This is a genomic window from Rhodobacteraceae bacterium LMO-JJ12 (genome assembly GCA_021555075.1).
GTDB lineage: Bacteria > Pseudomonadota > Alphaproteobacteria > Rhodobacterales > Rhodobacteraceae > JAKGBX01.
On record JAKGBX010000002.1, the window covers coordinates 1 to 26,473 of the forward strand.

The 26,473-nt window shown below is 58.4% G+C and carries 23 protein-coding genes; 9 read left to right on the forward strand and 14 right to left on the reverse strand.

The window, feature by feature from the left end:
* The 3 genes from LZG00_12050 to cysQ form a co-directional block, all read right to left on the reverse strand.
* On the reverse strand, positions 1-170 hold a 170-nt coding region (locus tag LZG00_12050; GenBank protein MCF3594727.1), incomplete at its 3' end, for a UTP--glucose-1-phosphate uridylyltransferase.
* Between the two features lie 182 nt (positions 171-352).
* Positions 353-1,606 (reverse strand): glycosyltransferase, encoded by a 1,254-nt coding sequence (locus LZG00_12055; GenBank protein ID MCF3594728.1) that lies wholly within the window; start codon positions 1,604-1,606, stop codon positions 353-355.
* Between the two features lie 13 nt (positions 1,607-1,619).
* Positions 1,620-2,414 (reverse strand): 3'(2'),5'-bisphosphate nucleotidase CysQ, encoded by a 795-nt coding sequence (gene cysQ / locus LZG00_12060; protein ID MCF3594729.1) that lies wholly within the window; start codon positions 2,412-2,414, stop codon positions 1,620-1,622.
* Between the two features lie 156 nt (positions 2,415-2,570).
* Here cysQ and LZG00_12065 point away from each other — a divergent pair, with 156 nt between their 5' ends.
* Positions 2,571-3,392 carry an ABC transporter permease gene (locus tag LZG00_12065; protein ID MCF3594730.1) on the forward strand — a complete coding sequence of 274 codons (822 nt, stop codon included), beginning with the start codon at positions 2,571-2,573 and terminating at the stop codon, positions 3,390-3,392.
* Positions 3,389-3,997 (forward strand): SH3 domain-containing protein, encoded by a 609-nt coding sequence (locus LZG00_12070; protein MCF3594731.1) that lies wholly within the window; start codon positions 3,389-3,391, stop codon positions 3,995-3,997. The genes LZG00_12065 and LZG00_12070 overlap by 4 nt, the downstream gene beginning before the upstream one ends.
* A 15-nt stretch (positions 3,998-4,012) precedes the next feature.
* On the opposite strand, the gene LZG00_12075 is transcribed toward LZG00_12070, so the two are convergent.
* Positions 4,013-4,624 (reverse strand): alpha-ketoglutarate-dependent dioxygenase AlkB, encoded by a 612-nt coding sequence (locus LZG00_12075; protein ID MCF3594732.1) that lies wholly within the window; start codon positions 4,622-4,624, stop codon positions 4,013-4,015.
* A gap of 217 nt (positions 4,625-4,841) precedes the next feature.
* Between LZG00_12075 and dnaK the strand changes: the two genes are divergently transcribed.
* From dnaK to radC, 3 genes are all read left to right on the forward strand, one after another.
* On the forward strand, positions 4,842-6,767 hold the full coding sequence (gene dnaK / locus LZG00_12080; GenBank protein MCF3594733.1) for a molecular chaperone DnaK: 1,926 nt from the start codon (positions 4,842-4,844) through the stop codon (positions 6,765-6,767).
* Between the two features lie 76 nt (positions 6,768-6,843).
* Complete coding sequence (gene dnaJ / locus LZG00_12085; GenBank protein MCF3594734.1) at positions 6,844-7,998, forward strand: molecular chaperone DnaJ; 1,155 nt, start codon at positions 6,844-6,846, stop codon at positions 7,996-7,998.
* Positions 7,999-8,238: 240 nt separating this feature from the next.
* Positions 8,239-9,003 (forward strand): DNA repair protein RadC, encoded by a 765-nt coding sequence (radC, locus tag LZG00_12090; GenBank protein MCF3594735.1) that lies wholly within the window; start codon positions 8,239-8,241, stop codon positions 9,001-9,003.
* Between the two features lie 23 nt (positions 9,004-9,026).
* Here the strand turns inward: radC and LZG00_12095 are convergent, their stop codons facing one another.
* From LZG00_12095 to secA, 3 genes are all read right to left on the reverse strand, one after another.
* Positions 9,027-10,577, reverse strand: coding sequence for a phosphate ABC transporter substrate-binding/OmpA family protein (locus LZG00_12095; protein MCF3594736.1), 1,551 nt, complete (start codon positions 10,575-10,577; stop codon positions 9,027-9,029).
* A 30-nt stretch (positions 10,578-10,607) separates the two neighbouring features.
* Complete coding sequence (locus LZG00_12100; protein ID MCF3594737.1) at positions 10,608-11,738, reverse strand: hypothetical protein; 1,131 nt, start codon at positions 11,736-11,738, stop codon at positions 10,608-10,610.
* A gap of 133 nt (positions 11,739-11,871) precedes the next feature.
* A complete protein-coding gene (secA, locus tag LZG00_12105; GenBank protein MCF3594738.1) occupies positions 11,872-14,556 on the reverse strand; it encodes a preprotein translocase subunit SecA in 2,685 nt (894 codons plus the stop codon).
* A 179-nt stretch (positions 14,557-14,735) separates the two neighbouring features.
* On the opposite strand from secA, the gene LZG00_12110 reads away from it, so the two are divergent.
* The 3 genes from LZG00_12110 to mutT all read left to right on the forward strand — a co-directional run bounded on the left by LZG00_12110 (position 14,736) and on the right by mutT (position 17,305).
* Positions 14,736-15,590: a peptidylprolyl isomerase gene (locus LZG00_12110; GenBank protein MCF3594739.1), complete on the forward strand. Its 855-nt coding sequence runs from the start codon at positions 14,736-14,738 to the stop codon at positions 15,588-15,590.
* 3 nt (positions 15,591-15,593) lie between these two features.
* Positions 15,594-16,823, forward strand: coding sequence for a bifunctional glutamate N-acetyltransferase/amino-acid acetyltransferase ArgJ (gene argJ, locus LZG00_12115; GenBank protein MCF3594740.1), 1,230 nt, complete (start codon positions 15,594-15,596; stop codon positions 16,821-16,823).
* 83 nt (positions 16,824-16,906) lie between these two features.
* Entirely contained in the window at positions 16,907-17,305 is a 399-nt protein-coding gene (gene mutT, locus LZG00_12120; protein ID MCF3594741.1) for an 8-oxo-dGTP diphosphatase MutT, read from the forward strand.
* A gap of 396 nt (positions 17,306-17,701) precedes the next feature.
* On the opposite strand, the gene infB is transcribed toward mutT, so the two are convergent.
* The 5 genes from infB to pip form a co-directional block, all read right to left on the reverse strand.
* On the reverse strand, positions 17,702-20,200 hold the full coding sequence (gene infB, locus LZG00_12125; protein MCF3594742.1) for a translation initiation factor IF-2: 2,499 nt from the start codon (positions 20,198-20,200) through the stop codon (positions 17,702-17,704).
* A gap of 11 nt (positions 20,201-20,211) precedes the next feature.
* The gene (locus LZG00_12130; GenBank protein ID MCF3594743.1) at positions 20,212-20,832 is read right to left on the reverse strand and encodes an RNA-binding protein; all 621 of its coding nucleotides are present in this window, start codon (positions 20,830-20,832) and stop codon (positions 20,212-20,214) included.
* 25 nt (positions 20,833-20,857) lie between these two features.
* Positions 20,858-22,480, reverse strand: a complete 1,623-nt coding sequence (gene nusA, locus LZG00_12135) for a transcription termination factor NusA (GenBank protein ID MCF3594744.1) — start codon at positions 22,478-22,480, stop codon at positions 20,858-20,860.
* 2 nt (positions 22,481-22,482) lie between these two features.
* Positions 22,483-23,082, reverse strand: a complete 600-nt coding sequence (gene rimP / locus LZG00_12140) for a ribosome maturation factor RimP (GenBank protein ID MCF3594745.1) — start codon at positions 23,080-23,082, stop codon at positions 22,483-22,485.
* Between the two features lie 332 nt (positions 23,083-23,414).
* Positions 23,415-24,386, reverse strand: a complete 972-nt coding sequence (gene pip, locus LZG00_12145; protein ID MCF3594746.1) for a prolyl aminopeptidase — start codon at positions 24,384-24,386, stop codon at positions 23,415-23,417.
* Positions 24,387-24,450: 64 nt separating this feature from the next.
* On the opposite strand from pip, the gene ubiG reads away from it, so the two are divergent.
* A complete protein-coding gene (ubiG, locus tag LZG00_12150) occupies positions 24,451-25,197 on the forward strand; it encodes a bifunctional 2-polyprenyl-6-hydroxyphenol methylase/3-demethylubiquinol 3-O-methyltransferase UbiG (protein MCF3594747.1) in 747 nt (248 codons plus the stop codon).
* Here ubiG and LZG00_12155 read toward each other — a convergent pair.
* Together LZG00_12155 and LZG00_12160 are read right to left on the reverse strand one after the other, a co-directional pair.
* Positions 25,194-25,634, reverse strand: coding sequence for a MarR family transcriptional regulator (locus LZG00_12155; protein MCF3594748.1), 441 nt, complete (start codon positions 25,632-25,634; stop codon positions 25,194-25,196). The two genes, ubiG and LZG00_12155, sit on opposite strands and share 4 nt — an antisense overlap.
* Positions 25,631-26,467 carry a carbon-nitrogen hydrolase family protein gene (locus LZG00_12160; GenBank protein ID MCF3594749.1) on the reverse strand — a complete coding sequence of 279 codons (837 nt, stop codon included), beginning with the start codon at positions 26,465-26,467 and terminating at the stop codon, positions 25,631-25,633. Before LZG00_12160 ends, LZG00_12155 begins: the two co-directional genes overlap by 4 nt.
* Between the last annotated feature and the right edge of the window lie 6 nt (positions 26,468-26,473).

Consider the following 26,473-nt stretch of genomic DNA (forward strand, 5'->3'; position numbering starts at 1 on the left):
ACAAAGATGAATTCCTTGATCCCGGCGGCGCGCGCCTCGTCGATGGCGTATTGGATCAGCGGGCGGTCGACCAGCGTCATGATCTCCTTGGGCACTGACTTGGTCGCCGGCAAAAACCGTGTCCCCAAGCCTGCAACCGGAAATACCGCCTTCGTGATCTTCTTCTTCATGACTCGCCCTCGTTATGCACGTCGCTTTTTTCCAGCGTTAAAAGTGTATTATGACATATTTCGCATATTGATAAATGGAAAATGCCCAACATTGCAGGTGCTTGTCCTGAAATCCCTGCAAATTTTCTTGCTGTGTTGTTCACGTGTCTCTCAAATGCCCGAATATCGCTTTGGCAGTGATCTCAGAGCGCCTTGGAGAGTCCGCGCAGATGCGCCACCCGCGCCCGTTCATGCGCCAGACGCCCGGCAAAGCTCCAAATCTGGAAAAACGGTCCCGCCCGATCGCTGCGGCCGAACAATCCGCCACTCTGCTCCCACACGGCATCATCGCTAAACCTGACGCGATGCATCCGCGGGCTTGGCCCGAACAGGAAAAGCGAAACATTTTCGCCCGCCGCCGCCCGTTCGCGCGCTTTGCGGCGCAGCCGTCGCGCCTGCCATATCCGCCCCGCCAAAACCACGCCGCCCCGCCGCGACGGGGCAAACGGCAGAAACCCGGTATTTGGTTCGCCAATAGGCTCTAACACGGTCAATTTCCGGCTGTTTCCATCCTCGATACCGCGCTTTAAACCCTGCATCAGCGGCTCCAGATCGGCCTTTTGCAACCGGCCTGCGCGAATCTGGTCAAACACGCGCATGCGCTGTTCTTCGATCATCCTGTTCAATCGCTTGCCGTGATCCGCCACGTCACAATGCTTGCGCAGGAAATAGGCCGTGCTGGCCCCGATCTCGCTCAGGTCTTTAACCGCGCGGTTGGATGTGCGTCGCGCGCTGGCACCATAGGCGTGATGCACCTGTGCCAGCGGCGCAATCGCCGTGCGCTGGCCTGCGCCGGCCAATCGCAGGTTCAGATCGGTCTCATCAAGATAAAACCGAAAGCCGGGATCAAACCCGCCGATCTCGGCCAGCACCGCGCGTCGCACCGCCATATTGGTGCCTTCGGTTTTGACCGCCCATCCCGGCGTCGGGTCGGGCAGAGACGGCGCCGTTTCATCAACCGTCAAGGGTCGCGCATGGCCGCCCGTATCCACCTCGCGCGCTTTCCATTGAAAGGAAATGCCGTTGCGCCCGCGCACGAACCCGCCCGCCGCCGCCACGCCTGCATCCGCAAGCGGCTCGACCAGATGGCGCAGCCATGTCGGCTCAGGCACCGCGTCGTCGTCGATAAACGCGACGATCTCGCCCGCCGCCGCGGTGATGCCAAGATTGCGCGCCGCCGAGATATTGGCTTCGTCAAACCCGATAAGCTTGACCCGCCCGTCCAGCCCCGCGCGCGTCACCGCCTCGCACCCCGCCGGACAGGCCACCACAATGACCTCGAAGGCGGGATAATTCAGCCCGTCAACGCCCTTCAAACACCAGATCAGACTTTCTGGCCGTTCCCGGCTCACAATCACGATAGAGATCGTCGGCGCGCTTGGCTTCCGGTCTGTCACCGGTCCATCCCCCTCACGCGGGTTTCAGATCAACACCCGGCGCCAGCGCGATGAAATAGGGGTTGGCATACCCCTCCTTGCCATAGGTCAGCGGGGTGTGATCATCAAACCGCACCACCTTGCCCCCGGCGCCCGCCAGAACGGCATGACCTGCCGCGGTATCCCATTCCATCGTCCGCCCGACGCGCGGATAGAGATCGGCCTCTCCCGTTGCCACCAGACAGAATTTCAGGCTCGATCCCGCGCTCTTGAAATCGGCCACGTCATATTTGGCGATGTAGTCTTTGGTTTCATCGGTCAGATGCGATTTCGATGCCACAACCAACAACGCGCCATTGTCTGGGTCAGACACGGAAATAGGCTCTAACTTGCCCAATTCGGCCCCGAACGGCCCCTGTTCCTCGACCGCGCTGCCATCGGCGCGGGTAAAGAACATCCGCTCTCTGGCGGGCGCATAAACCACGCCGCGCGTCGGCACGCCGTTTTCCACATAGGCGATGTTGACGGTGAAATCGCCACGCCGGTGGATGAATTCCTTGGTCCCGTCCAACGGGTCGACGATCAGAAATGTTTCGGCCCGCGCGGCGTGGCTGTCGGCCTGTTCCTCGGTCACGAGGGTTGCATCGGGAAATGCTTTGCGCAGGCCCGCGCTGATGATTGCGTCGGCGGCTTCATCGGCGGCAGTCACCGGGCTGTCATCAGATTTCACCTTCACATCAAAATCTTCGCGGCCATAAATTTCCATGATCTTCGCCCCGGCTTCCAACGCGAGTTCGCGCATGACATCTGCCAATCGCTGATAATCCATCTGGCTCGTTTCCTCTTACAATGTTGCCCACAAGTCGCGTCGGACAGGAGGCCATGGCTTTTGATTGAAAAATACTGACGCTACCTTATGATGCGCAGCTAACAGAACGGCAAGGAATCCGTTCTAAAATCTGCGCAACAGGCGGATCGGCAGGCGATGTTCCAGGTTAGAAAAAAACGATCGATGTTCACATCGGCCATCATCATGGCCGAGCTGATATATCATTCCGCCGTTCGCTCGATCCGTAACACCCATGGCAATGCGCTGATGTCGATTGTCATGAACCTTTTGCAGATGATCATCATGATCGCGGCCTTTTACGTGCTGTTTTCTCTTCTGGGTCTGCGCGGCTCGCAGCTCAGGGGTGATTTCCTGCTCTACATCATGACCGGCATCTTCCTTTACATGACCCATGTGAAAACGCTTGGTGCGGTCGCCGGGGCCGAAGGGCCGTCATCGGCGATGATGCAGCATGCCCCGATGAACACCATCATTTCGATCTTTGCGGGCGCGCTCAGCACGCTTTATATTCAGACGTTGTCGCTGATCGTGATCCTGTTTGGCTATCATGTCGGCGTCACCCCGTTCGAGATCGAAGATCCCTTTGGCGCCTACGGCATGTTGCTGATCGCCTGGTTCACCGGTGGCGCGCTCGGCGTGGTGCTTCTGGCAATCAAGCCCTGGGCGCCCACCGTGGTGCGGATTTTTACCATCATCTATCAACGCGCCAACATGATCGCCTCGGGCAAGATGTTTGTCGCCAACACGCTGCCTACGGAAAAACTGCGCCTGTTCGACTGGAACCCGCTGTTTCATACCATTGACCAGTCGCGCGGCTTTGCCTTCGCCAATTACTTCCCGCGCAATTCCAATTGGGAATATCCGCTATATGTCGGCATCGTCTTGTTGATGATCGGCCTTATGGGCGAATTTTTTACCCGCCGTCATGCCTCGGTAAGTTGGGGCGCAAGGCGATGATCCGCATCTTGGCGCTTTGCCTGTTCTGGCTACCCGGCGCCGCGTTGGCCCAGAGCTTTCCGGCGCTCTATGATGTGACCGGGGTTGCGTCCGACGATGTGCTCAATGTTCGCGAAGCCCCGAACGCAAATGCGCAGGTTATTGCAACACTTGGCCCAAAGGCGACGCAAGTCGAAGTGGTGCGCGCAGATACCTCGGGCCATTGGGGGCTGGTCAATGTGAACGAACAGGCAGGCTGGGCTTCGCTGCGTTATCTTGCTGTGCGACCGGCGGGCGACTATCTGCTGACCCGCCATCTCCAGTGTTCAGGGACTGAGCCGTTCTGGAATCTCACCATCACTCAGGGTCAGTCGGCCCATTTGCAGGGCATGGCGTTGTCCGATGTGAACGTCCCGGTCGGCCTGCTTCAGATCGCCTATGGCCGATCAGACCGCTACTCGCTTCGCGGACAATCCAACGCAATGCGCCTTTCGGTCATCATTCGGCGTGAAGACTGTAGTGACGGAATGTCAGAGCGTCAGTTTGGCTTTGACACCGATATTCTGGTCGAAGGGAACAACGACCCGTATCACATCTCCGGCTGTTGTTCGCTCGTCGGAAATTAACTGCCGCGCAGCGCGTTACGTCACCACCCTCAGCGTCAGATTGATCCGCCCGCCCGCTGGCAACAACCCGCTTGATCCAAACCTGATCCGATCAACCCCATGGTGCACCAGCCGCGCCGCCCCGCCGATCACCACTACATCACCTGACGATAGCCACAAAGACTCGGTCTTGCCGCCGCGTTCCACATTTCCAACCCGAAACAGCCCCTCATCCCCAAGGCTGACCGATACAACCGGCTGCGTAAAATCCGCCTCGTCGCGATCCTGATGCAGCCCCATCCGCGCCCCTTCACCATAATAATTCACCAGACAGCTTTCGGGCATCCGTGCCTCGCCCGCAAACGCCGCCCAGATCGCCAATATCTCCTCTGGGATGTCCGGCCAGCCCCCACCGCCCGGATGCTTTTTCTCATAGCGATAGCCGCGCGCGTCGCTGACCCACCCAAACGCCCCTGCGCTGGTCATCCTCACGCTCATTGCCTTGCCGCCGCGCGTTACCGGGTGAACCATGGGCGCGGCACGCGCAATCTCGCGCACCTGTTCAACCAGCCGTTCTTGTTCCTCAATGCTGAGCGCATGGCGAAACACGTCCACACCGCGTAGCCCGATTTTCCCGTTTTTATTCATACCAAAGGCCTTTGAATTGCACTCACATTCAAAAAACACACAAAATTTGCATTTTCCTGTCCAATGCACCGCTTGCAGGGTCAATTTTGCCTCCTTATATACGCCCGGAAGCGTTGCACGCAGGGAATCTCCCGGCATGCGGCTAACAAATCCGGGGACAGGCGCCAAAACGGGTCTGCTCCTCGCATCATCGCCTTAAGTAAGAAGGGATCTAAAAATGGGTAAAGTCATCGGGATCGACCTCGGGACCACTAACTCCTGCGTTGCCATCATGGACGGCTCGCAACCTCGCGTCATCGAAAATTCGGAAGGGGCACGCACCACGCCCTCGATCGTCGCCTTCACAGAAGACGAACGCCTCGTTGGCCAATCGGCCAAACGTCAGGCTGTCACCAACCCTGAAAACACCATCTTCGGCGTCAAGCGCTTGGTCGGTCGTCGGTTGGATGATGAGCATCTGTCCAAGGACAAACACAACCTGCCGTTCACTCTGGTCGACGGCGGCAATGGCGATGCGTGGGTTAAATCGCGCGGCGAGAAATATTCGCCTTCGCAAATCTCCGCCTTCATCCTCGGCAAGATGAAAGAAACAGCTGAGTCGTATCTCGGTGAAGATGTCACCCAAGCGGTCATCACCGTCCCGGCCTATTTCAACGACGCCCAGCGTCAGGCCACCAAGGACGCGGGCAAGATTGCCGGCCTCGAAGTGCTGCGCATCATCAACGAGCCGACAGCCGCGGCGCTGGCCTATGGCCTCGACAAAGAAGACAACCACACCATCGCGGTCTATGACCTCGGCGGCGGCACGTTCGACGTGACCATCCTTGAGATTGACGACGGCCTCTTTGAAGTCAAATCCACCAACGGCGACACGTTCCTTGGCGGTGAAGACTTTGACATGCGCATCGTCAACTATCTCGCGGGCGAGTTCAAAAAAGAACACGGCGTCGATCTGACCAAAGACAAGATGGCTCTGCAACGGCTGAAAGAAGCCGCTGAGAAAGCCAAGATCGAACTGTCGAGCTCAAGCCAGACCGAAATCAACCAGCCCTTCATCTCGATGGGCAAAGACGGCTCGCCGCTGCACATGGTCATGAAGCTGACCCGTGCCAAGCTGGAAAGCCTGGTTAACGATCTGATCAAATCCTCGCTCAAACCTTGTCAGGCTGCCTTGAAGGATGCCGGTATCAGCAAGGATGAAATCGACGAAATCGTTCTCGTCGGCGGCATGACCCGTATGCCCAAAGTGATCGAGGAAGTGACCAAGTTCTTTGGCAAAGAGCCGCACAAGGGTGTGAACCCTGACGAAGTCGTTGCCATGGGCGCCGCCATTCAGGCCGGTGTTCTGCAAGGCGACGTCAAGGATGTGGTTCTGCTCGACGTGACGCCTCTGTCGCTTGGTATCGAAACGCTGGGTGGCGTGTTCACCCGCCTGATCGACCGCAACACCACGATCCCGACCAAGAAGTCGCAGATCTTCTCGACCGCCGAAGACCATCAGAGCGCCGTTACGATCCGGGTTTTCCAGGGCGAGCGTGAAATGGCGGCGGACAACAAGATCCTCGGCCAATTCAACCTCGAAGACATCCCGCCCGCACCGCGCGGTATGCCGCAGATCGAAGTGACCTTTGACATTGATGCCAACGGCATCGTGCATGTCGGCGCCAAAGACAAAGGCACCGGTAAAGAGCACAAGATCACCATTCAGGCGTCGGGTGGCCTCAGCGATGAGGACATCGAGAAAATGGTCAAGGACGCCGAGGAAAATGCCGACGCCGACAAGGAACGCAAGGAGTTGGTCGAAGCCAGAAACCAGGCCGAAAGCCTCATCCACTCGACCGAGAAATCGGTGGAAGAGCATGGTGAGAAGGTCGACCCGACCACCATCGAGGCAATCGAACTGGCCATTGCAGCTCTGAAAGATGATCTCGAAAAAGACGATGCATCGGCCGACAAGATCAAGGCTGGCATTCAAAACGTGACCGAGGTTGCCATGCGTCTGGGCGAAGCCATCTACAAGGCTGCTCAGGAAGAAGGCGAAGAGCCGGAACCGGCCGGTGCCGATGAAATGGCAAGCGAAGGCAAAGACGATGATATCGTCGATGCAGACTTCGAAGACCTCGACGACGACAAGCGCAAGTAAGCGTTAGCCGGTTCACCCGGGACTCCGCGCCGTTCGCGGTGCCTTCCCGGGTGGCCCAAGCAGAGGGGAACCCCCAATGTCGAAACGCGATTACTACGATGTGCTCGGCGTCGCCAAAGGCGCCTCGGCCGACGAGATCAAGAAAGCGTATCGCACCAAGGCCAAAGAGCTGCACCCAGACCGCAACTCTGACAACCCGCAGGCGGAAGCGCAGTTCAAAGAAGCCAACGAAGCTTATGAAGTCCTAAAGGATGCCGACAAGAAGGCAGCCTATGATCGTTATGGCCATGCTGCGTTCGAAGGCGGCATGGGCGGCGGCGGCCACCCCGGTGGCTTTCGTGGCGGTGGGCAGGGCGATTTCGCCTCTGCCTTCTCGGATGTGTTCGATGATCTCTTTGGTGATTTCATGGGCGGGCGTGGCCCCGGCGGCGGGCGTGGACGTGCGGCGCGTGGCTCCGACCTGCGCTATAATCTGCGTGTGACGCTTGAAGATGCCTATGCGGGACTGCAAAAGACCATCAATGTGCCCACCTCTGTCACCTGCACCTCCTGCGAAGGCTCGGGGGCCGAAGGCGGCGCCGAACCCACCACTTGCCCAACCTGTTCGGGCATGGGTAAGGTGCGTGCCCAACAGGGTTTCTTCACGGTTGAACGCACCTGTCCGACCTGTTCGGGTCTGGGACAAACGATCAAGAACCCCTGCAAGAAATGCGGCGGTCAGGGTCGTATTCACAAGGATCGCTCGCTTTCGGTCAACATCCCTGCAGGGGTGGAAACCGGTACGCGCATTCGTCTCGCTGGCGAAGGCGAGGCTGGCATGCGTGGCGGTCCTGCGGGCGATCTCTACATTTTCATCGAGGTTGAACCGCACAAGATATTCGAGCGCGAGAGCACCAACCTCTATTGCCGCGTGCCGGTCTCGATGACCGCCGCCGCGCTTGGCGGTGACATCGAAGTGCCCACCATCGATGGCGGGCGCAGCCGGGTAAAGATTCCCGGTGGCTCGCAATCGGGTCGCCAGATGCGCCTGCGCTCCAAAGGCATGCCCGCCCTGCGCGGCGGCCCTGCGGGCGATATGTTCATCGAACTGGCCGTTGAAACCCCGGTCAACCTCACCTCGCGGCAAAAAGAACTGCTCAAGGAATTCGAGGATCTTTCGGAAGAGAACAATCCGCAAAGCTCGACCTTCTTCAAGTCGGTCAAGAATTTCTGGGACAGCATGAAAGGGTGAACGCCGCAAATACGGTCGAATCACCTACAAGGGTGCGTGGTTTCACGCACCCTTTTCTTTTTCGTAAACAGATACCGCCCGCCCCGTTAACACTCGGGCTTTTGGCGCAATCCACACACCCGGCAGCCGGGCAGCAGCCGGATGTCAGCCGCGAGTCACCCCCCAAATCCCGCCCAAAAGAATCATTAACCCTTCGCGAAATTAACCAAATCTTCAGGATATTTGCGCCACTCTGATTACATGACTCAACGCTCGCAATTTTCCGAGGCTCCCCTGCCGCTTTTTGGCGATGACGAGGTGCAGATCGTGCCTGCCTTGCCGTCCGGCACGCGTCCCTCCTATATCAAGGATCACCGCCAGCGTCTGCGCACCCGCTTCCTTGATGGCGGCGCCACCGCACTCCCTGATTATGAGCTGCTTGAGCTGGTCTTGTTCCGCGCGATCCCGCGACGAGACGTCAAGCCGTTGGCGCATAACCTCTTGGAAAAATTCGGAGATTTCAATGGTGTGATGGCCGCTCCTGCTGATCGTCTGGCCGAGGTTCCCGGCGTTGGTGACGCGGTGATTTGTGAACTCAAGATCATCGAAGCTGCGGCGCATCGCCTTGCGCGTTCCCGCGTGATGCAGCGTCATGTCGTGTCCTCTTGGGACGCGCTGATTGACTATTGCCACACCGCCATGGCGCACCGCGATATCGAACAGTTTCGCGTGCTGTTCCTTGATCGCAAAAACGTTCTGATCGCCGACGAGGAACAGGCGCGCGGCACGATAGATCATGTCCCGGTCTATCCGCGCGAGGTTGTAAAACGCGCCCTGCAACTCAATGCTAGTGCCTTGATATTAGTGCATAATCATCCGTCCGGCGACCCCACGCCAAGCCAGGAAGATATCAACATGACCGCCCGGATCGACGCCGCCGCGCAAACCCTCGGCCTCACACTGCACGACCATCTGATCATCGGAAAATCAGCCGAGCTGAGTTTTCGCTCCGAAGGCTTGCTCTGAGTCAGAAGACAATCAAGTTACTGTTATCTAACCCAGATTTCTACCCGTCTGTTGACCTGCCGCCCCCATGTACTATCATCGCAGGCCATCGGCATCGCCTCGCCGAATCCGGCAACCTCAAGCGTCACCCGATCCAGATTTACCGTCTCGGCGGCCGCGATCACCGCATTCTGCACCGCCTTCGCCCGCCGCTCTGAAATCTTCTGATTTCCCGCCGCCGGCCCGTCTCCGTCGCTGAACCCGGCAAACAGCAAAACCCGCCCATCATAGCGCCCCGCCTCCAGCGCGCGCGCCAACTGGGACACGTTCGAGCGCGACTGTGCGTCAAGTTTCACCGACCCCGCCTCAAATCGAAAAGAGGTTGTCAGCCGCTTGCGCCCCCACAGTGTGGAAATCATCGTCTGCAGATCACCCAGAGAGATATCCGTGCCCGCGCCCGCAATGGCGTTGGCCATCCTATCCCCTTGCGATTCAATCGAAATTTCCTCTGGCTGGCGATCGACAAAACCCGCCCGCCGGATCACAAGCTGGGCTATGGATGAGCGCGTATAAGACAGGAAATCGCGTGCCAGCTTGGGCAATCTTCGCGCCGGAAGATAGAGAAATATCGGCGAGGTCAGCGGATAATCCTCGGTCTTGATCGTGCGCCGGGCAGGGGCCAGCGCATAGCCACAGCGGCCCACCAGAACCAGCGGCTTGGTGTCACCTTTCGCGGCAAAGCTGGCAATCGCGATGCCGAACGGATCGCCCATCACCGCTTCGGCCAGCGCTCGGTCGCTAAGATGGCGGGCTGCGTTTTCGTCCAAGGTCAACCCGGCAGGTTTTAGCAGTCGATCCTCCAACGCCTGTCCCAGCCCCGACTTGAAGTCGCGAACATGCAGGCTAATCGGCGCGTCCGGTCCGCCGAAGTCTTTCCAATTGTCTATTTTTCCGGCGAAAACCTGTGCCAGATCATCCACCGACATATGTTCCACAGGATTACCCGGCGCTGTCACCGCCACCAACGCATCCAGCGCCAGAACCTGCGCCCGCCCGCGCGATGTCAGATCACCCAGACCGGCCTCGCGGCCATGGCGGGCCTCTTCGCGTCGGATCTCGCGCACCGCCAAGGCGATATCGGCCTCACCGGCCAGCAAATTGGCGAAGCCTTCGTCGGTATTGGTAAGCTGAAGCCGGAACCGGCCCTTGAGCTGTCCACCTGTTCGTTCGCGCAGCAGAAACTCCAGCCCGCCTTCGATGTCCTTGCGCTCGACTTCAAGCGCATGGTGCAGGGCAAATCCCTGGATAAGCGCGGGCATCAGATCACTGCCGATCGTCGCCGCACCCGAGATGTTCAACTCGGCCACGTAATCGGTCAGACTGGGACACCCGGGGCCTTCACAGACCACGCCGGAGCCGTCCACAGTCAGCTCTCCATAGATCGTATCGACCCTGTAAAATTCGCCGTCAAAGCCGCGCAATGTGCCGCTGATTTCAACGGCGCCATCGTGCGATGTCAGGGTGACATCCTGGGCCAGACCGGCAAGCGGTGTGGTCAAAAGGAAAAGTGCGGCGAAGAACGCCGCACGCACCATTGTTTTCAAATCGGGAACCTATCATATGGCTCAGTTGGTGGCTGATGCTACCTTCAAGTCATTGAGCAGGTTTTTCAACACCAGAAAATCCCCAACCGCATCGCAATCCGGCATCGCAAGATCCAGCGAATGCACTTCCGGAGCCGAATTAGGCATGGTTTGCAGGCTCTGCGCTTCGATATCCTTGCCGCAATTGGCAGCAGTGACCTCGATTTCCACGCTTAGCTCAATATCTCCGGCTTGTTTGGCCAGTTTGGTTGGGAAGGTATAAACCTGTGCCGTCTGTGCAGCGCTGACTGCGGGGTTGCCCAGTAGGATCATGAACCCGCCCTTGCCTTCAACAGCGTCGGCAATTTCGCCCGTCGCATTGGACCAGATATGGCCCGTACCATTATATCCGGCACCAAATTCCAACGCATGAAGTCCCGCGTTGCTTTCAAACTCCGATTGCACCACGGCGCGATCGAAATCGATCAGATCAGGCACCGAAGTACTGGCCACCGTGCCATCGCCATTGGCGAAGGATGCAATGAAAACCGCTGTCTGAGAAAGCGCGGGCACTGCCGTCATATAGTTGCCCATCTCATCGGTCGTGTCGGTGAACATCATACCGCTATGGTGGATGGTCAGACGTTCATTCGGCAGACAAGGAGCAGCAAGTTCCAACACGACCAGAGCCGCCGTCATCGGTTCGGCCGTCATGGCAATGTCGCATTGCGCGTCCAATTGCGGGGCCTCGCGCGAGTCGGCCACAGGGTCGCCTACGGGGTCGCTGGCCGCTTCGGGATCAACAAGCAGGCTCACCTCAACGGGGGCCTCGTCTGGGTCAGGTGTCTGTATCGGTGCAAAATCAACAGGCGCCGTGACAGGCGCGACATCATCGGGAAGCGTGACTTTCGCTTCTGTCATGTCCTCGGTCGCGGGTGGCGCCATCTCTTGCGCGCTGGGCGACACATCGGCAGGGCTTTGGCCATCCGCCGAAGTCAGTGCGATGTCTGAAATTTCCCCGGAATCCGTTGCAGGCACCTGCATTCCCATGCTGCCGACATCAGCGGTGTTTACTGCGCCCGGCGTTTTCCCGCCGCTTTGCATGAAGAACCCGGTTGCCAGGATGCAGGCAAAGGTTCCGCCTGCGATTGCATATCGTTTCACATCTACCATTTTCGCCTCCAAAGGCCCTTCTGCTCAAGGCTAAGGATGACCAAAAAAACAGGCGCAGATATGACGTCAGCGGGGAGACATTAAGACAGGTTCAAGGCGCACTGCCACTATTTGGCTCCGCTGCCGAGCGGGTCTAGACCCGCCCGTGGCAATGCTTGAACTTGCGCCCCGAGCCACAAGGGCAAGGCTCGTTTCGGCCCGGATTGCCCCATGTGCTGGGGTCATTCTCGTCAAACCCTGGGCGCGCGTTTTCAGGGTTGGCCTGGGGTGTATCGGGGGTCTCCTCGGGCGCAGGTGCTATCCCCTGTTGCGCGAGAATTTCGGCCTGTTCTTCCTGCGACAGCGGACGAACCTGGGCCAGCATCTTGGTAACATCCTCGCGCAGACTATCCAGCATCGACTCAAACAGGGCGAAAGCCTCGGTCTTGTATTCGTTCAGCGGATCGCGCTGGGCATAGCCGCGAAAGCCCACAACGCTGCGCAGATGTTCCAGCGTCAGCAGATGTTCGCGCCATTTGCGGTCGATCGTTTGCAACAAAACCTGTTTTTCGATCGAGCGCATGTTCTCGGGCCCGAACTCGACAGCCTTTTTGGCCATCGACTCGTCGGCAGCTTTTTCCAGCCGCTCGATGATCGTTTCATCGTCGACACCTTCTTCCTGCACCCAATCAATCACCGGCACGTCAATGCCCAGATGCTCAATGGCAGCAGCATAAAGCCCCGGACCGTCCCATTGATCGGCATAGGATTTCGGCGGGATATAGGTCTCGACCAGCTCGTCGATCACCTGATTGCGCATATCCTTTACGATCTCGCTCAGATCGGCGGCTTTCATGATGTCGAGGCGCTGTTTGAAAATCACCTTGCGCTGCTCGTTCATCACATCGTCAAACTTCAAAAGCTGTTTGCGAATGTCAAAGTTACGTCCTTCGACCTTGGCTTGCGCACGCTCCAGCGATTTGTTCACCCACGGGTGAATGATCGCCTCGCCTTCCTTCATGCCCAACGTCGACAGAACCTTTTCCAGCCGCTCCGAGCCGAAGATTCGCATCAGGTCGTCTTCGAGGCTGAGGAAGAACGCACTGCGCCCGGGGTCACCCTGACGGCCCGAACGGCCGCGCAATTGGTTGTCGATGCGGCGGCTTTCGTGGCGCTCGGTGGCCAGAACAAACAGCCCGCCCGCGTCCTTCACCTTTTGCTCCCATTCGGAATGCTCGGCTTCGATCCGGTTGCGGATTTCTTCAGGATCGGCATCCGGGTCGGCTGTGATGGCCTCCATGATCTTGAATTCGACATTACCACCCAGCTTGATGTCGGTGCCGCGTCCGGCCATGTTGGTCGCAATCGTCACCGCGCCCAGCTTACCTGCATCGGCGACGATCTGTGCCTCCTGCTCGTGATGGCGTGCATTGAGAACATTATGTTTGATCCCGGCCTTGGTCAGCAGGTCCGACAACAGCTCGGATTTTTCAATCGAGGTGGTCCCCACAAGGGTCGGCTGGCCTTTGGCGCTGGCCTCCTTGATGGTTTCGACGATAGCGGCATATTTTTCCTGCGCGGTGCGATAGACGGCATCGTCGTCATCGACCCGCGCAATCGGCACGTTGGTCGGCACTTCAACCACGCCCAGCCCGTAAATCTCGGCAAATTCTGCGGCTTCGGTTAGCGCCGTGCCGGTCATTCCTGCAAGCTTGTCATAAAGCCGGAAATAGTTCTGAAAAGTCACCTGCGCCATGGTCACGTTTTCAGGCTGGATCTTGCAGCCTTCCTTAGCCTCGATGGCCTGATGCAACCCTTCGGACAAGCGACGGCCTGACATCATGCGCCCGGTGAATTCGTCAATCAGAACCACCTCGTTGTTGCGAACGATGTAATCCTTGTCCTTGGTAAACAGCTTATGTGCTCGCAAACCCTGGTTGATATGGTGAACGAGGGTCGTGCTCTCGGGGTCATAAAGGCTCTGTCCCTCGGGCAGCAGACCGCGGGCAAGCATATGTTCTTCAAGCCATTCGTTACCTTCATCAGTAAAGGTCACGTTGCGGGTTTTTTCGTCGATAGAGTAATGGTCTTCGGCAAGCTCGGGAATCAGCGCATTGATCGTTACGTAAAGCTCGCTGCGGTCCTCCGCCGGGCCGGAAATGATCAACGGTGTGCGTGCCTCGTCGATCAGAATGCTGTCCACCTCATCGACGATTGCATAGTTGTGGCCGCGCTGACTCATTTGATCCAACTCGGACTTCATGTTGTCGCGCAGGTAATCAAAGCCCAATTCGTTGTTGGTCGCATAGGTAATGTCACAGCGATAGGCCGCGTGCTTTTCCGCTTCGGGCTGCTGTGGATAGATCACGCCGGTGGTCAGACCCAGCGCCTTATAGACATTGCTCATCCATTCGGCATCCCGCTTGGCGAGATAGTCGTTCACCGTAACGATATGCACGCCCTTACCGGTTAGCGCATTGAGATAGCCCGGGAATGTCGACACAAGAGTCTTACCCTCACCGGTCTTCATCTCGGAAATGTTACCTTGGTGCAGGAAAATCCCGCCCATCAACTGCACATCAAACGCCCGCAGACCCAACGCCCGCTTGGCCGCCTCGCGGCAGTTGGCAAAGGCTTCGGGCAAAAGATCGTCCAGGCTCTCGCCCGCCATCGCCCGCTCGGCCAACTCCTCGGTCTTTTCCTTCAGGCCCTCGTCTGTGAGCTTTTCAAACTCGGGTTCCAGCGCGTTGATCTTCTCAACAATTGGCCGGGTTGCCTTGATCTTCCGGTCGTTCGGTGTTCCGAAGACCTTCTTGGTGATCTTTCCTAGTCCCAGCATATTGGTGTCCGTCCGCCTATTGACATTTTTGTGCGCGACAATCGCTTGCCCCCAAATTGCACGCGCCATAAAACGGGCGTTCCAGAGCTCAATTGCCTTGATCTTAAGGCGATGTAAGGGTCGGCTCTGGCAGTGTCAACGTCGCGCGCCTTGGGCGACAGCAGCGAAGGGTAATTCCGATGTCAAAACGTCTCTCTTTCCTGGCCGTGCCACTTGTGGCTCTGCTCTCTTTTGCACCACCGGCCGTGGCTGACGAGGCGCCTGGTCTCGATACGGTTGTGGCCACCGTCAATGGCACCAACATCACTTTGGGGCATATATTGCTGGTGCATAATGATCTGCCTCAGCAATATCGCGACCTTCCGGGGGACGTGCTTTTCAAAGGCATCGTGGATCAACTCGTGCATCAAACCCTGCTAGAGCAATCTCAGGAAGGCGGCCTGCCCAAACGCGTCGAACTGGCATTGGACAATCAACGCCGCTCACTGATGGCGGCCGAAGCGGTTCAGGGCATTCTGGCAGGCGAAGTGACCGAGGATGCCATCAACAAGGCCTATGAAGAGAAATATGCCGCTGAAACGCCCTCCAAGGAATACCGCGCGTCGCACATTCTTGTCGAAACCGAAGAAGCGGCGCAGGCTCTGGTAGAAGAACTGAACGGCGGTGCCGATTTCGCGACGCTTGCTAAAGAGCATTCCACCGGACCTTCCGGCCCTTCGGGCGGGGATCTGGGCTGGTTCGGTACTGGCCGCATGGTGCCCGAGTTTGAAAATGCCGTCACCGCACTCGAAGTTGACGCAGTATCGCCGCCGGTCAAAACCGATTTCGGCTGGCACGTGATCAAGCTTTTTGAAACCCGCCTGGCGCAGGCTCCCGCGCTTGATGCCGTGCGTGATCAGATCGTGGCGGATCTGCAAAATCAGATGGTCGAAGATCGCATCGCCGCGCTTAGCGACGCGGCAGAGATTGACCGCACCGGCGAAACCGGCTTTGATCCCGCCATTCTGAAAGACACCTCTCTTCTGGAGAATTGACCCTTGGCCAAAATCACCAAGCGTTCGCCGCTCGCCCCGGCAAACTTTCCTGTGTTGCCCGAGATCGACGGCGTATCGTTTGCCACTATCGCGGCGGGCGTGCGCTACGCCGGTCGCACTGATGTGATGTTGGCCCAGCTGGCAGCAGGCAGCGCCGTAGCGGGCGTCTTTACCCGCTCGGCGACGCGCTCGGCCTGTGTGCTCGATTGTCAGGCGAAGATCGGCGGCGACCCGGCCCAGGGCGCGGCGATCATCGTCAATTCCGGCAATTCCAACGCCTTCACCGGAAAAGACGGTGAAGCAGCGGTCAAGGCAATCACCGCTGGCGTGGCCGACACGCTGGGTGTGCCCGAAGGGCGGGTGTTCTCCTCCTCCACCGGCGTGATCGGCGAAAGACTCGCCTATGAGAGAATCACCGCCAAGCTGAGCGACCTGAAAGCCGCGCTGTCCCCGTCGGCCATCGAAGCCGCCGCAAATGCGATCATGACAACCGATACCTTCCCCAAAGGGGCAACCGCCGCATTCGAGCGTGATGGCAAAACGGTGCGCATCTCGGGCATCGCCAAGGGTTCTGGCATGATTGCCCCCGACATGGCCACCATGCTGGTCTATATCTTCACCGATGCGCGCATCGCGCAGCCCGCCCTACAATCCATGCTGTCTGAATTCACCGACACCACATTCAACGCCATCACCGTCGATAGCGATACCTCGACCTCCGACACCCTACTGCTGGCCGCCACCGGCGCCAGCAATGTCGAGATCGACGCAGACGACCGAGAATTCCGTGCAGCCCTGCATGGGGTCATGCTCGATCTTGCGCATCAGGTGGTGCGCGACGGCGAAGGTGCGACGAAATTCGTCGAGATCCGCATCACCGGAGCCACGAATGACGGCGATGCCCGCACCCATGCCATGGCGATCGCCAATTCGCCTCTGGTCAAAACCGCCATCGCCGGAGAAGATCCGAACTGGGGCCGCATCGTCATGGCCATCGGTAAATCCGGCGCCGCAGCCGATCGCGACCGTCTCAGCATCCGCTTTGGTGATATCCTCGTCGCAGAAAACGGCTGGGTCTCGCCTAGTTATCGCGAAGAAGACGCCGCCGCCATTATGAAAAAGCAGGATATCGTCATTGGCGTCGATCTCGGCCTCGGGTCCGGTGCTGCCACCGTATGGACCTGTGATTTGACCCATGGCTACATCGACATCAACGCCGATTACCGTTCCTGAGCCTCTTCTTCTGAGTGAAAATATCCCGGGGGTGTGGGGGTTGGCCCCCACTCCTTTCGACAGCAAAACCAGGCGCAACGCTCATGAAAACCCTCCTTGTCTCCGCCGTCGCGCTGATTGATCGTGACGGTCGCGTGCTTCTCGCCCAACGCCCCGCCGGCAAATCCATGGCCGGCCTTTGGGAATTTCCCGGCGGCAAGATCGAACCGGGTGAAACCCCTGAATCCGCCCTGATCCGCGAGTTGCAGGAGGAGTTGGGCATCGACACATGGGCCTCCTGTCTCGCCCCCCTGACGTTCGCTTCACATAGCTACGCTGATTTCCATCTGCTGATGCCGCTTTTTGCTTGCCGAAAATGGGAGGGAATTCCCCAGGCCCGCGAAGGCCAGGTGCTGAAATGGGTCCGCCCCAATGCCTTGCGCGACTATCCAATGCCGCCTGCCGACATCCCGCTGATACCGATTCTGCGCGATTGGCTTTGATGACGAACCGATGCCAAAGCAGCCCCCATTTTCGCCTATATGGGATCCAAGCTCACCAATCTGACTAAATCGGCTCCAAGATTGTCATAAAAATTTTAGAAAATTTTGGTGATTTTTTCAGGATTCTGTGGCCAGATGTACCCATCAAGCCATCTTGGGGAGGATTTGCTTTGCTTCACACAATCCAAATGGGATCTTGCGTTTCTGTTCAGGGGATATTTGTGAAGACCTTGCCCGATGGCCGGGTTCAGGTGCGCGTTGGGCAACAGCTTTTTGTCGGCAAGCCGGTCAACAAAGCAGCCTGAGTCTCCGCGCACCCAATCAAACAAGCATCCAAAACGAGAAAAGGGAGCCGCTTTCGCAGCTCCCTTCCTACACTTTCCATAACGGCCTGGCTCAATCGAGCTGGCGTTCGACCTCTTCGCGTTCGAAAATCTCGATCACGTCATCAGGGCGAATGTCGTCGTATTTCTCGAAGGCCATGCCACATTCCTGACCGGACTGAACTTCGGCAACTTCGTCTTTGAAGCGTTTCAAGGTTTTCAGTGTGCCTTCATGGATCACCACGTCATCGCGCAGAAGCCGCACACCCGCCGAACGACGCGCCACACCTTCAGTCACAAGACACCCGGCAACCTTGCCGACACCCGTGACCTTGAACACTTCCTTGATCGTCGCATAACCGATGAAGGTTTCGCGGATCTCGGCAGACAGCAAGCCCGATGCAGCGGCTTTCACATCGTCCACCAGATCATAGATCACGCTGTAATAGCGAATCTCCACACCCTTCTGGTTGGCCGACTGCCGTGCTGGCGCATTGGCCCGCACGTTGAAGCCAATGACAGGTGCGCCCGATGCTTCCGCCAAGCCAATGTCGCTTTCGGTGATGGCGCCAACGCCCGAATGCAGCACGCGCACGCGCACCTCGTCGTTGCCGATCTTTTCCATCACCTGAACGATTGCTTCGGCCGAGCCCTGCACGTCTGCCTTCACCACGATGGGAAGTTCGCTGACGTTCTTGTCGGCCTTGGCGTTTGCCATCAGCTGTTCCAGCGTCGTGGCGGCACCAACTGCGGCGCGTTTGTCCTTGGCGGCACTTGCGCGGTATTCCGCGATTTCGCGCGCCTGCGCTTCGGTGTCGACCACGTTCAGAACGTCACCTGCTTCGGGTGTGCCATTCAAACCAAGCACCTCAACAGGCATCGAAGGCCCGGCTTCGTCCACCCGATCGCCCTTGTCGTTGACCATGGCGCGCACGCGGCCATATTGCTCGCCTACGACAAAGATATCGCCTTGACGCAACGTGCCTCGCTGAACCAGAACGGTGGCCACGGGGCCGCGACCCACATCCAGCTGCGCTTCGATCACGGCACCTTCGGCGGCGCGATCCGGGTTCGCTTTCAGTTCAAGAATTTCGGCCTGCAACGCAATCGCTTCCAGAAGTTGGTCAAGCCCCTCGCCAGTGTGCGCACTGACCTCCACATCTTGCACCTCGCCAGACATCTTCTCGACAATCACTTCATGACGCAGCAATTCGCTACGCACCTTGTCGGGATCGGCAGCAGGCAGATCGCATTTGTTGATCGCCACGATCATCGGCACTTCGGCGGCCTTGGCGTGGTGAATCGCTTCAATGGTCTGCGGCATGACCGCATCATCGGCGGCCACAACCAGCACGACGATATCAGTTACCTGCGCCCCACGCGAACGCATCGAGGTAAAGGCGGCATGGCCTGGCGTGTCGAGGAAGGACAAAACCGCGCCGTCGTCGGTGGTCACCTGATAGGCGCCGATATGCTGGGTGATTCCGCCTGCTTCACCGGTCTGAACCTTGGCATTGCGGATCGCATCCAGAATCGAGGTCTTGCCGTGGTCGACGTGGCCCATCACGGTGATGACCGGTGGGCGTGGCTTCATCTTGTTTTCGTCATCATCTTCGACTTGGAGCACATCCTCCACATCCGAATCAGAAACGCGCACGGATTTATGGCCAAACTCTTCGATGATCAGTTCGGCAGTATCAGCATCAATGGTCTGATTCTGCGTCACCATCATACCCATGTTCATCAGCGATTTGACCACTTCGGCCACGCGCTCGGCCATGCGGTTGGCCAGTTCGGAAACCACAATGGCTTCCGGCAGCTTGACCTCACGTACAATCTTTTCGCGCTCAACATTACCGCCCATCGCCTTCTGGCGGGCGCGTTCTTGCTTGCGCTTCATTGCGGCCATCGAACGTTGCCGTCCACCTTCGCCACCAGTCAGCGCCTGATTGAGCGTCAGCTTACCGGAACGGCGACCGCCATCGTCGGTGCGTGCCTTGCGATTGCGTTCTTCGCGCTCGGGGGCGCGGCGTTCCGGCTGTTTGGTTGCGGGCTTAGCGGCTGCGCGCGGTGCGGCAGGCTCGTCCGCCGGTGCGGCAGCTGCAGCAGCGGCACGCTTTGCGGCTTCCTCGGCCTCGCGCTTGGCGCGCTCTTCCTCGTCGGCCTTGGCCTTAAGCGCTTCTTCGCGCTCGCGTTCTTCGCGCTCTTTCGCTTCGGCTTCCTCGCGGCGGCGGTCGCGTTCTTCCTCGCGGGCCTTTTCATCGGCGGCGCGTGCAAGGGCCTCTTCGGCCTCGCGTGCCTTGGCCGCAGCCAGCGCTTTCATCCGGCGTTCCAGCTCGGCATCGGTAATGCCTGCGGGCCGCTTCGAGGGATCACCACCCTTAGCGAGCTTTGCCGTAACCGATGCTCCGGTTGGCTTGGCGGCACCCGGCTTTGGTACGACAACGCGCTTGCGCTTCGTTTCCACCACGACATTCTTCGTCCGCCCGTGGCTGAAGCTTTGCTTCACGTTGCCGGGGCGGGCGCCGCCTCCTCTGAGGCCCAATGTCTTTTTGCCGTCGTTATCGCTCATTATGGCTATCTTTATCCTTTCCGGCGGGCTTGCCCGCCTTCGGAAACGCGCAGACCTTTCAATCTTGCCGCTTCCTCTACAACACGTGGCGCCAAACCTCCAGCGCCTATGGCAGCGTGAACGACGGTTTCTCGTCCAAACGCCTGACCCAGCTCCCCGGTGGTAAGCCAGCCCACATATCTTGCCCCTTCGGGCGTCCAGAGCTTGGACTTGCCGCGCTCCGAACCGTCGCTCGATTGCAGGAGGACTTTGACGTCCTCCTTGTTGAGCCGATCCTTGACCTTCTCAAAACCAGCAACCGCCAAGCCCGACTTGCGCGCCAGCGCAATGAGGTCGATCAAACGCTGTGCCACCTGCGCCTCGACCCGCGTGACCAGATCATCGGGCACAGTCACCGGCTGTTTCGCCGCGCGGGCGAAAAGCCCCTTGGACGCCGCCTTTTCCAGAGCCGTCTTTGTCGCGCTCACCCAGATGCCACGCCCGGGCAGCTTGCGCAGGATATCGGGAACAATCGTCCCATCCGGCCCGACGACAAATCGGATCAGCTCTGCCTTCGGCAAAAGCTCGCCCGTCGCAATGCATTTGCGCACTTCGCCGTCGTCCCGGCTCTTGGATTGGCCACCACGCCCCATATTCAGGCTCTCCCGAGACCTACGATCAGGCCTCGGCCTCCTCGTCTGCGGTTTCCAACGTGTCTTCGTCTTCGTCGTTCGCTTCAAGTTCGGTCGGATCAACCCAACCCAGCAGAACGCGCGCGGTCATTACCATGTCCTGCGCTTCTTCCAGGCTCACATCAAAAGGCTCCAGAAGCCCGTCGTCCTTGACCCGCTCACCTTCAACGGTGGTCCAGCCCCCGGCCAGTTCCCAATCGGCGCAGGTGGCGAAATCTTCCAGGGTTTTCACCCCGTCCGCCGCCAGCGCTTCGATCATCTTCGGCGTCAGACCTTCAAAGTTGATCAGGCTGTCCTCGACACCCAGTTCCCGCGCCCGCTCCAAAGCGGCCTTGGCTTCGGCTTCGAGATAATCGCGCGCCCGCGCCTGAAGTTCAGATGCGGTGTCGTCGTCAACACCGTCGATCACCAACAGTTCGTCAACCTCGACGTATCCAACCTCTTCAAGGCTGGTAAAGCCCTCTGCCACCAGAAGTTGGGCAAAGAACTCGTCCAGATCAAGGGTATCCATGAAGAGTTTGGTGCGTGTTTCGAATTCTTTCTGACGACGCGCCGATTCTTCTTCTTCGGTCATGATGTCAATATCGAGCCCGGTAAGCTGGCTTGCCAGCCGCACGTTCTGCCCGCGTCGACCAATCGCCAGCGACAGTTGCTCTTCCGGCACCACCACTTCAATGCGTTCGGCTTCTTCATCGAAAACAACCTTGCTCACTTCCGCCGGTTGCAATGCGTTGACAAGGAAGGTCGGGATATCTTCATTCCACGGAATGATGTCGATCTTTTCACCCTGAAGCTCATTCACAACCGCTTGAACCCGGCTGCCGCGCATACCAACGCAAGCACCGACAGGATCAATCCCGCCATCATAGGAAATCACGGCGATCTTGGCGCGCGAACCCGGATCACGGGCAACGGCCTTGATTTCGATGATGCCATCATAGATTTCCGGCACTTCCATCTTGAACAGCTCGGCCATGAATTCCGGCGCGGTGCGGCTCAGGAAAATCTGCGGCCCACGTGCTTCGCGACGTACATCCTTGATAAAGCAGCGGATACGATCATTCGGGCGATAGGCTTCGCGGCCAATCTTTTCGTTACGGCGCAGGATGGCTTCGCCGCGGCCCACATCGACGATGACGTTGCCATATTCCTCGCGCTTGACCTGACCATTGATGATCGTGCCGGCGCGGTCTTTGAATTCTTCGTACTGACGGTCGCGCTCGGCTTCGCGCACCTTTTGCAAGATCACCTGCTTGGCGCTCTGTGCCGCGATCCGGCCCATTTCGACCGGCGGCACTTCCTCAACCAGCGTATCACCGACCTTGGGGTCTTCGAGATACTGTTTGGCCTGCTCAACGGTGAATTCGGCCTGATAATTCTCCAGCTCTTCTTCCGCCACCACGGTGCGCACCCGGGTAAAGGTCGCCCGACCGGTCTTGCGGTCGATATGCACACGAATGTCCATTTCGGCGCCGTAACGGCTCTTGGCAGCGCGCGCGAGGCTCTCTTCCATCGCTTCGATCACCAAAACCGGGTCGATCATCTTCTCGCGTGCCACAGCTTCGGCTGTTTGCAACAGCTCCAACTGGTTTGCAGAGGTAATTGCCATTCTTAAGTCTCCTCGGAAGAACCGTTCTCGGTTTCAGTCTCGGTTTCAAACTCGTCAAATTTCGTTTCATCCTGCGGGCCCGCACTCTTGCGCGCCTTCAGCATGGCTTTGATCAACTCATCGGTCAGCACCAGCTTGGCCTCGGCCAGCCAGTCGAATTTCAAGCCCACGGTTACGGTTTCGTCGTCTTGGCGGATGTTGATCAGCACTTCATCGCCCTCAACCCCGGCCAGCACGCCCTTGAACCGCTTGCGCCCGTCGATCAATTCGTCCGTTTCCAGCTTGGCGTCATAGCCTTCGAACACGTCAAAGTCCTTGAGTCGCGTCAGCGGGCGATCGATCCCCGGGCTTGAAACTTCCAACGTATAAGGATCGGCCAGCGGATCTTCGACATCCAGAACGGCGCTCAGAGCGCTGGAAATATCGCCGCATTCGTTCACTTCAATGGTGCCGTCGGGCCGCTCGGCCATGACCTGAAGCGTTTTGTTTTCGCCGCCCATCAACCGCAGGCGCACCAATTCGAACCCCATGTCCTCAAGGACGGGGGTCACGATCTTGGCCATTTTGCGATCCATCGCGGTTTTGGCAATCAGGTCAGTCATTCATATTCCAAGCACAAAAAAACGGGCGCGCGGCCCGTCGATATTTCCCGGTGGAGCGTCAGGTTTGGACCCCAGCGCGCCGCTGTTGAAGGGGATATACGCAAGTCGGGCCGAGTCTGCAAGAGCCGAGCGCATCTTAGATTAACGCGGCTCAACAAGGCGCCCAGCCACACGTTAATCCGTGGTTCACTTTTCATCGTGCGTTGCGCGATTCGGTGCTCAAAGGTTAATTCACGCGGGCGATTCCGTCGGCAGCCGTGCAGCAGACGGGTAGCAGCCGCGAGTCACCCCCCTGATTTTGCCGATTTCCGCCAAACCTTAACGCAGCGTTCTCACAGCCCCGCCTGTTCGTCCATAACCCGGCGCAGCTCGGCGCTGATACCGGGCTCAGACAGCGCGTGCCCGGCGATTGGAATCATCCGAAGATCGGCATTTTTCCATTTGTTCGCAAGCTGATAGGCGGTTTCTGGCGGGCAGATCATGTCATAGCGTCCCTGCACGATCACACCCGGAATACCGGCAATTCTGTCCAGCCGATCCATGATTTGCTGGTCGCGATCAAGAAAGACCTTATGGGTGAAATAGTGGTTTTCAAGCCGCGCAAACGCCCGCGCATATTCCCCCCCCGCATCGCCGCCATCCCCACTGGAACGCACTGATGCCAAAGCATTTTCCCAGCGCGCCCAGGCTTTCGCAAACAGGGTTTCCTGTGCCCTGTCGCCGGAAAACAGCCGCTTGTGATAGGCCGCGATAAGATCACCGTGTTCCCGTTCCGGGATCAACCCGACAAACCTTTCCCAAGTCTCGGGCCAGAACCTTCCGGCCCCACCGCCATAGAACCAATCAAGTTCGCTCTGCGTGCCAAGAAACACGCCGCGCAGTACCAGCCGCTCCACCGATTCAGGATGCGTTTCGGCATAAATCAACGCCAGAGTCGCCCCCCAAGAACCGCCAAAAACCGTCCATTTGTCTATTGTTAAGGTTTTGCGAATAGTTTCGATATCACGGACAAGATGCCATGTGGTGTTGTCTTCGACGCTTGCATGGGGCTTTGATCGACCACAGCCGCGCTGATCGAACAGGATCACGCGGTAATACGACGGCTCGAAGTAACGCCGCATCGCCGGGCTGCATCCGCCGCCCGGACCACCATGCAACACGACCACGGGTTTGCCATTTGGGTTGCCCGATTGCTCCATGTAAACCTGATGCCCGTCGCCCACATCCAATATGCGGCGATCAAACGGCTCGATCTGCGGATAGAGGTAATCCGCCGCGCTTCGGGGGCCTGTGAATTTGTCCATGGCGAGCCTGTGTTATCCTGCCTATATGGGAAGAGCACGCTTAGTTGAGCATATGGAGAGCAGAATGCAACCCGCCGAAAGCACGGTCGATCCCGCAGAAGTCGCCAAGTTCGAAGCCATGGCAGCCGAATGGTGGGATCCCAACGGCAAGTTCAAGCCGCTGCACCTGATGAACCCGTGTCGGCTCGACTATATCACCACACAGATTGCCGAAGAGTTCGAGCGCAATCTAGAAAACCCGCAACCTTTCAAAGGCTTGCGGCTTCTCGACATCGGCTGTGGCGGCGGCTTGCTCAGCGAGCCGATGGCACGGCTGGGGGCCGAAGTAATCGGGGCGGATGCTGCCGAAGGCAACCTTCCTGTCGCCCGTATCCACGCCGAACAATCGGGCCTTGAGATTGATTATCGTCACACCACGGCCGAAGCGCTGGCCGCTGCGGACGAAACGTTTGATGTTGTGCTCAACATGGAGGTGGTCGAACATGTGGCCGATCCGCTGGCCTATCTCACGGCCTGCCGCAAGCTTCTGAAGCCCGACGGACTTCACATTTGCTCGACTCTCAATCGCAATCCGAAAAGCTTTGCCATGGCCATTGTCGGCGCCGAATACGTGATGCGCTGGCTGCCCAAGGGCACGCATGAGTGGTCCAAATTTATTACCCCAGAAGAGCTTTTTGCGTTGCTCAAGAAAGCAGGGCTCGACCCGGTGGACAGTAAGGGATTCATGTTCAACCCGATCAGTTGGCGCTGGACGATTTCCGACCGTGACTTAAGTGTAAATTACGTCACGGCAAGTAAAGTTTCGGGTTAGTCCGCTTCAAGTTTGAGCCGCAATTCGCGCAGAATTGGCAATGCCGCGCGTACCTTCACCTCTCCCAGATCGGTCACAAGTTCGCTCAATATCGGCTCGATCGCAGCCAGGGCAGCATCGCGCGCCTGACGTCCTGCCGGGCTGATCGCAACCATCTTGCGTCGCGCATCTTCCCAATCCGGGCGAATATGAATGTATCCCGCCCATTCCAGCTTGCTCAGCGTATTGGTCATCGCGCCGCGGGTCACATGAAAGCTTTTTGCCAACTGAGCGGGCGAGCGTTCTTCGCCGCTATGCGCGAGGTGGTTGAGCACCGAGAAATGCGAAATCTCCATACCCTTCGGCAAGACTTTCGATAACCGGTTGCGGGCCAGTTGGTCTGCGGTCAGAATTTCGCTGAACAGCGCGACGGCAAGGGCATTGTTCGGGTCGGTCATGTGGTCGGCCCATCAAAGCTTCGATCATGACCGAGAGACGGGATTCTCTTCCTTGAACGAGCAACTTCATCCAAATCGAGATCAACAAACGTTACGCCACAACCTAGCCCCGCATCGGCCAGAACTTCGCCCCAGGGCGCCACAGCCAGCGAATGGCCATAGGTGCGCCGCTCGTTCCCGTTGTTGACATAATGCACCCCTGTCTGCGCCGGAGCGAGCACGAAACAGCCGGTCTCGATTGCGCGCGCGCGCAACAACGGCTCCCAATGCGCCGCACCCGTCACCGCTGAAAAAGCCGCCGGAACGGTCAGAATCTCGGCCCCGGCCTGCGCCAGCGCCCTGTGCAGATGGGCAAATCGCAGGTCATAACAGACGGTCAATCCGATGGTGCCAAAGTCGGTTTTCCCAGTCACAGCCGTCTTTCCCGGGCGGAAATGGGCAGATTCGCGATAGCTTTCGGTTTCTGAAACGTCGACATCGAACATATGAATCTTGTCGTACCGCGCCACGATATCGCCCTGCGGCGAGATCAGGAAAGACCGGTTCGCAAAGCGCCCATCCTCATCACCGGTCAAAAGCGCCAGTGAGCCGATCAATATCCAGATTTCAAGCTTACGCGCCTCGGAGCGTATCGCGGTGAGCGTCGGATCGTCCGCTTCAAGATGCAATATGCTTTGCTGATGGCTGCGACTGCCAGACACACAGTTTGTCACCTCGGGCGTCAGCGCAAAGCTGGCGCCACCCGCCTTGGCCTCACGCAGATAAGAGAGCGTATTGGCCAGGTTTTCCTCGGGGTCTTCCCCGGACGTCATCTGGATCAGTGCGGCGCGCAGCATGAC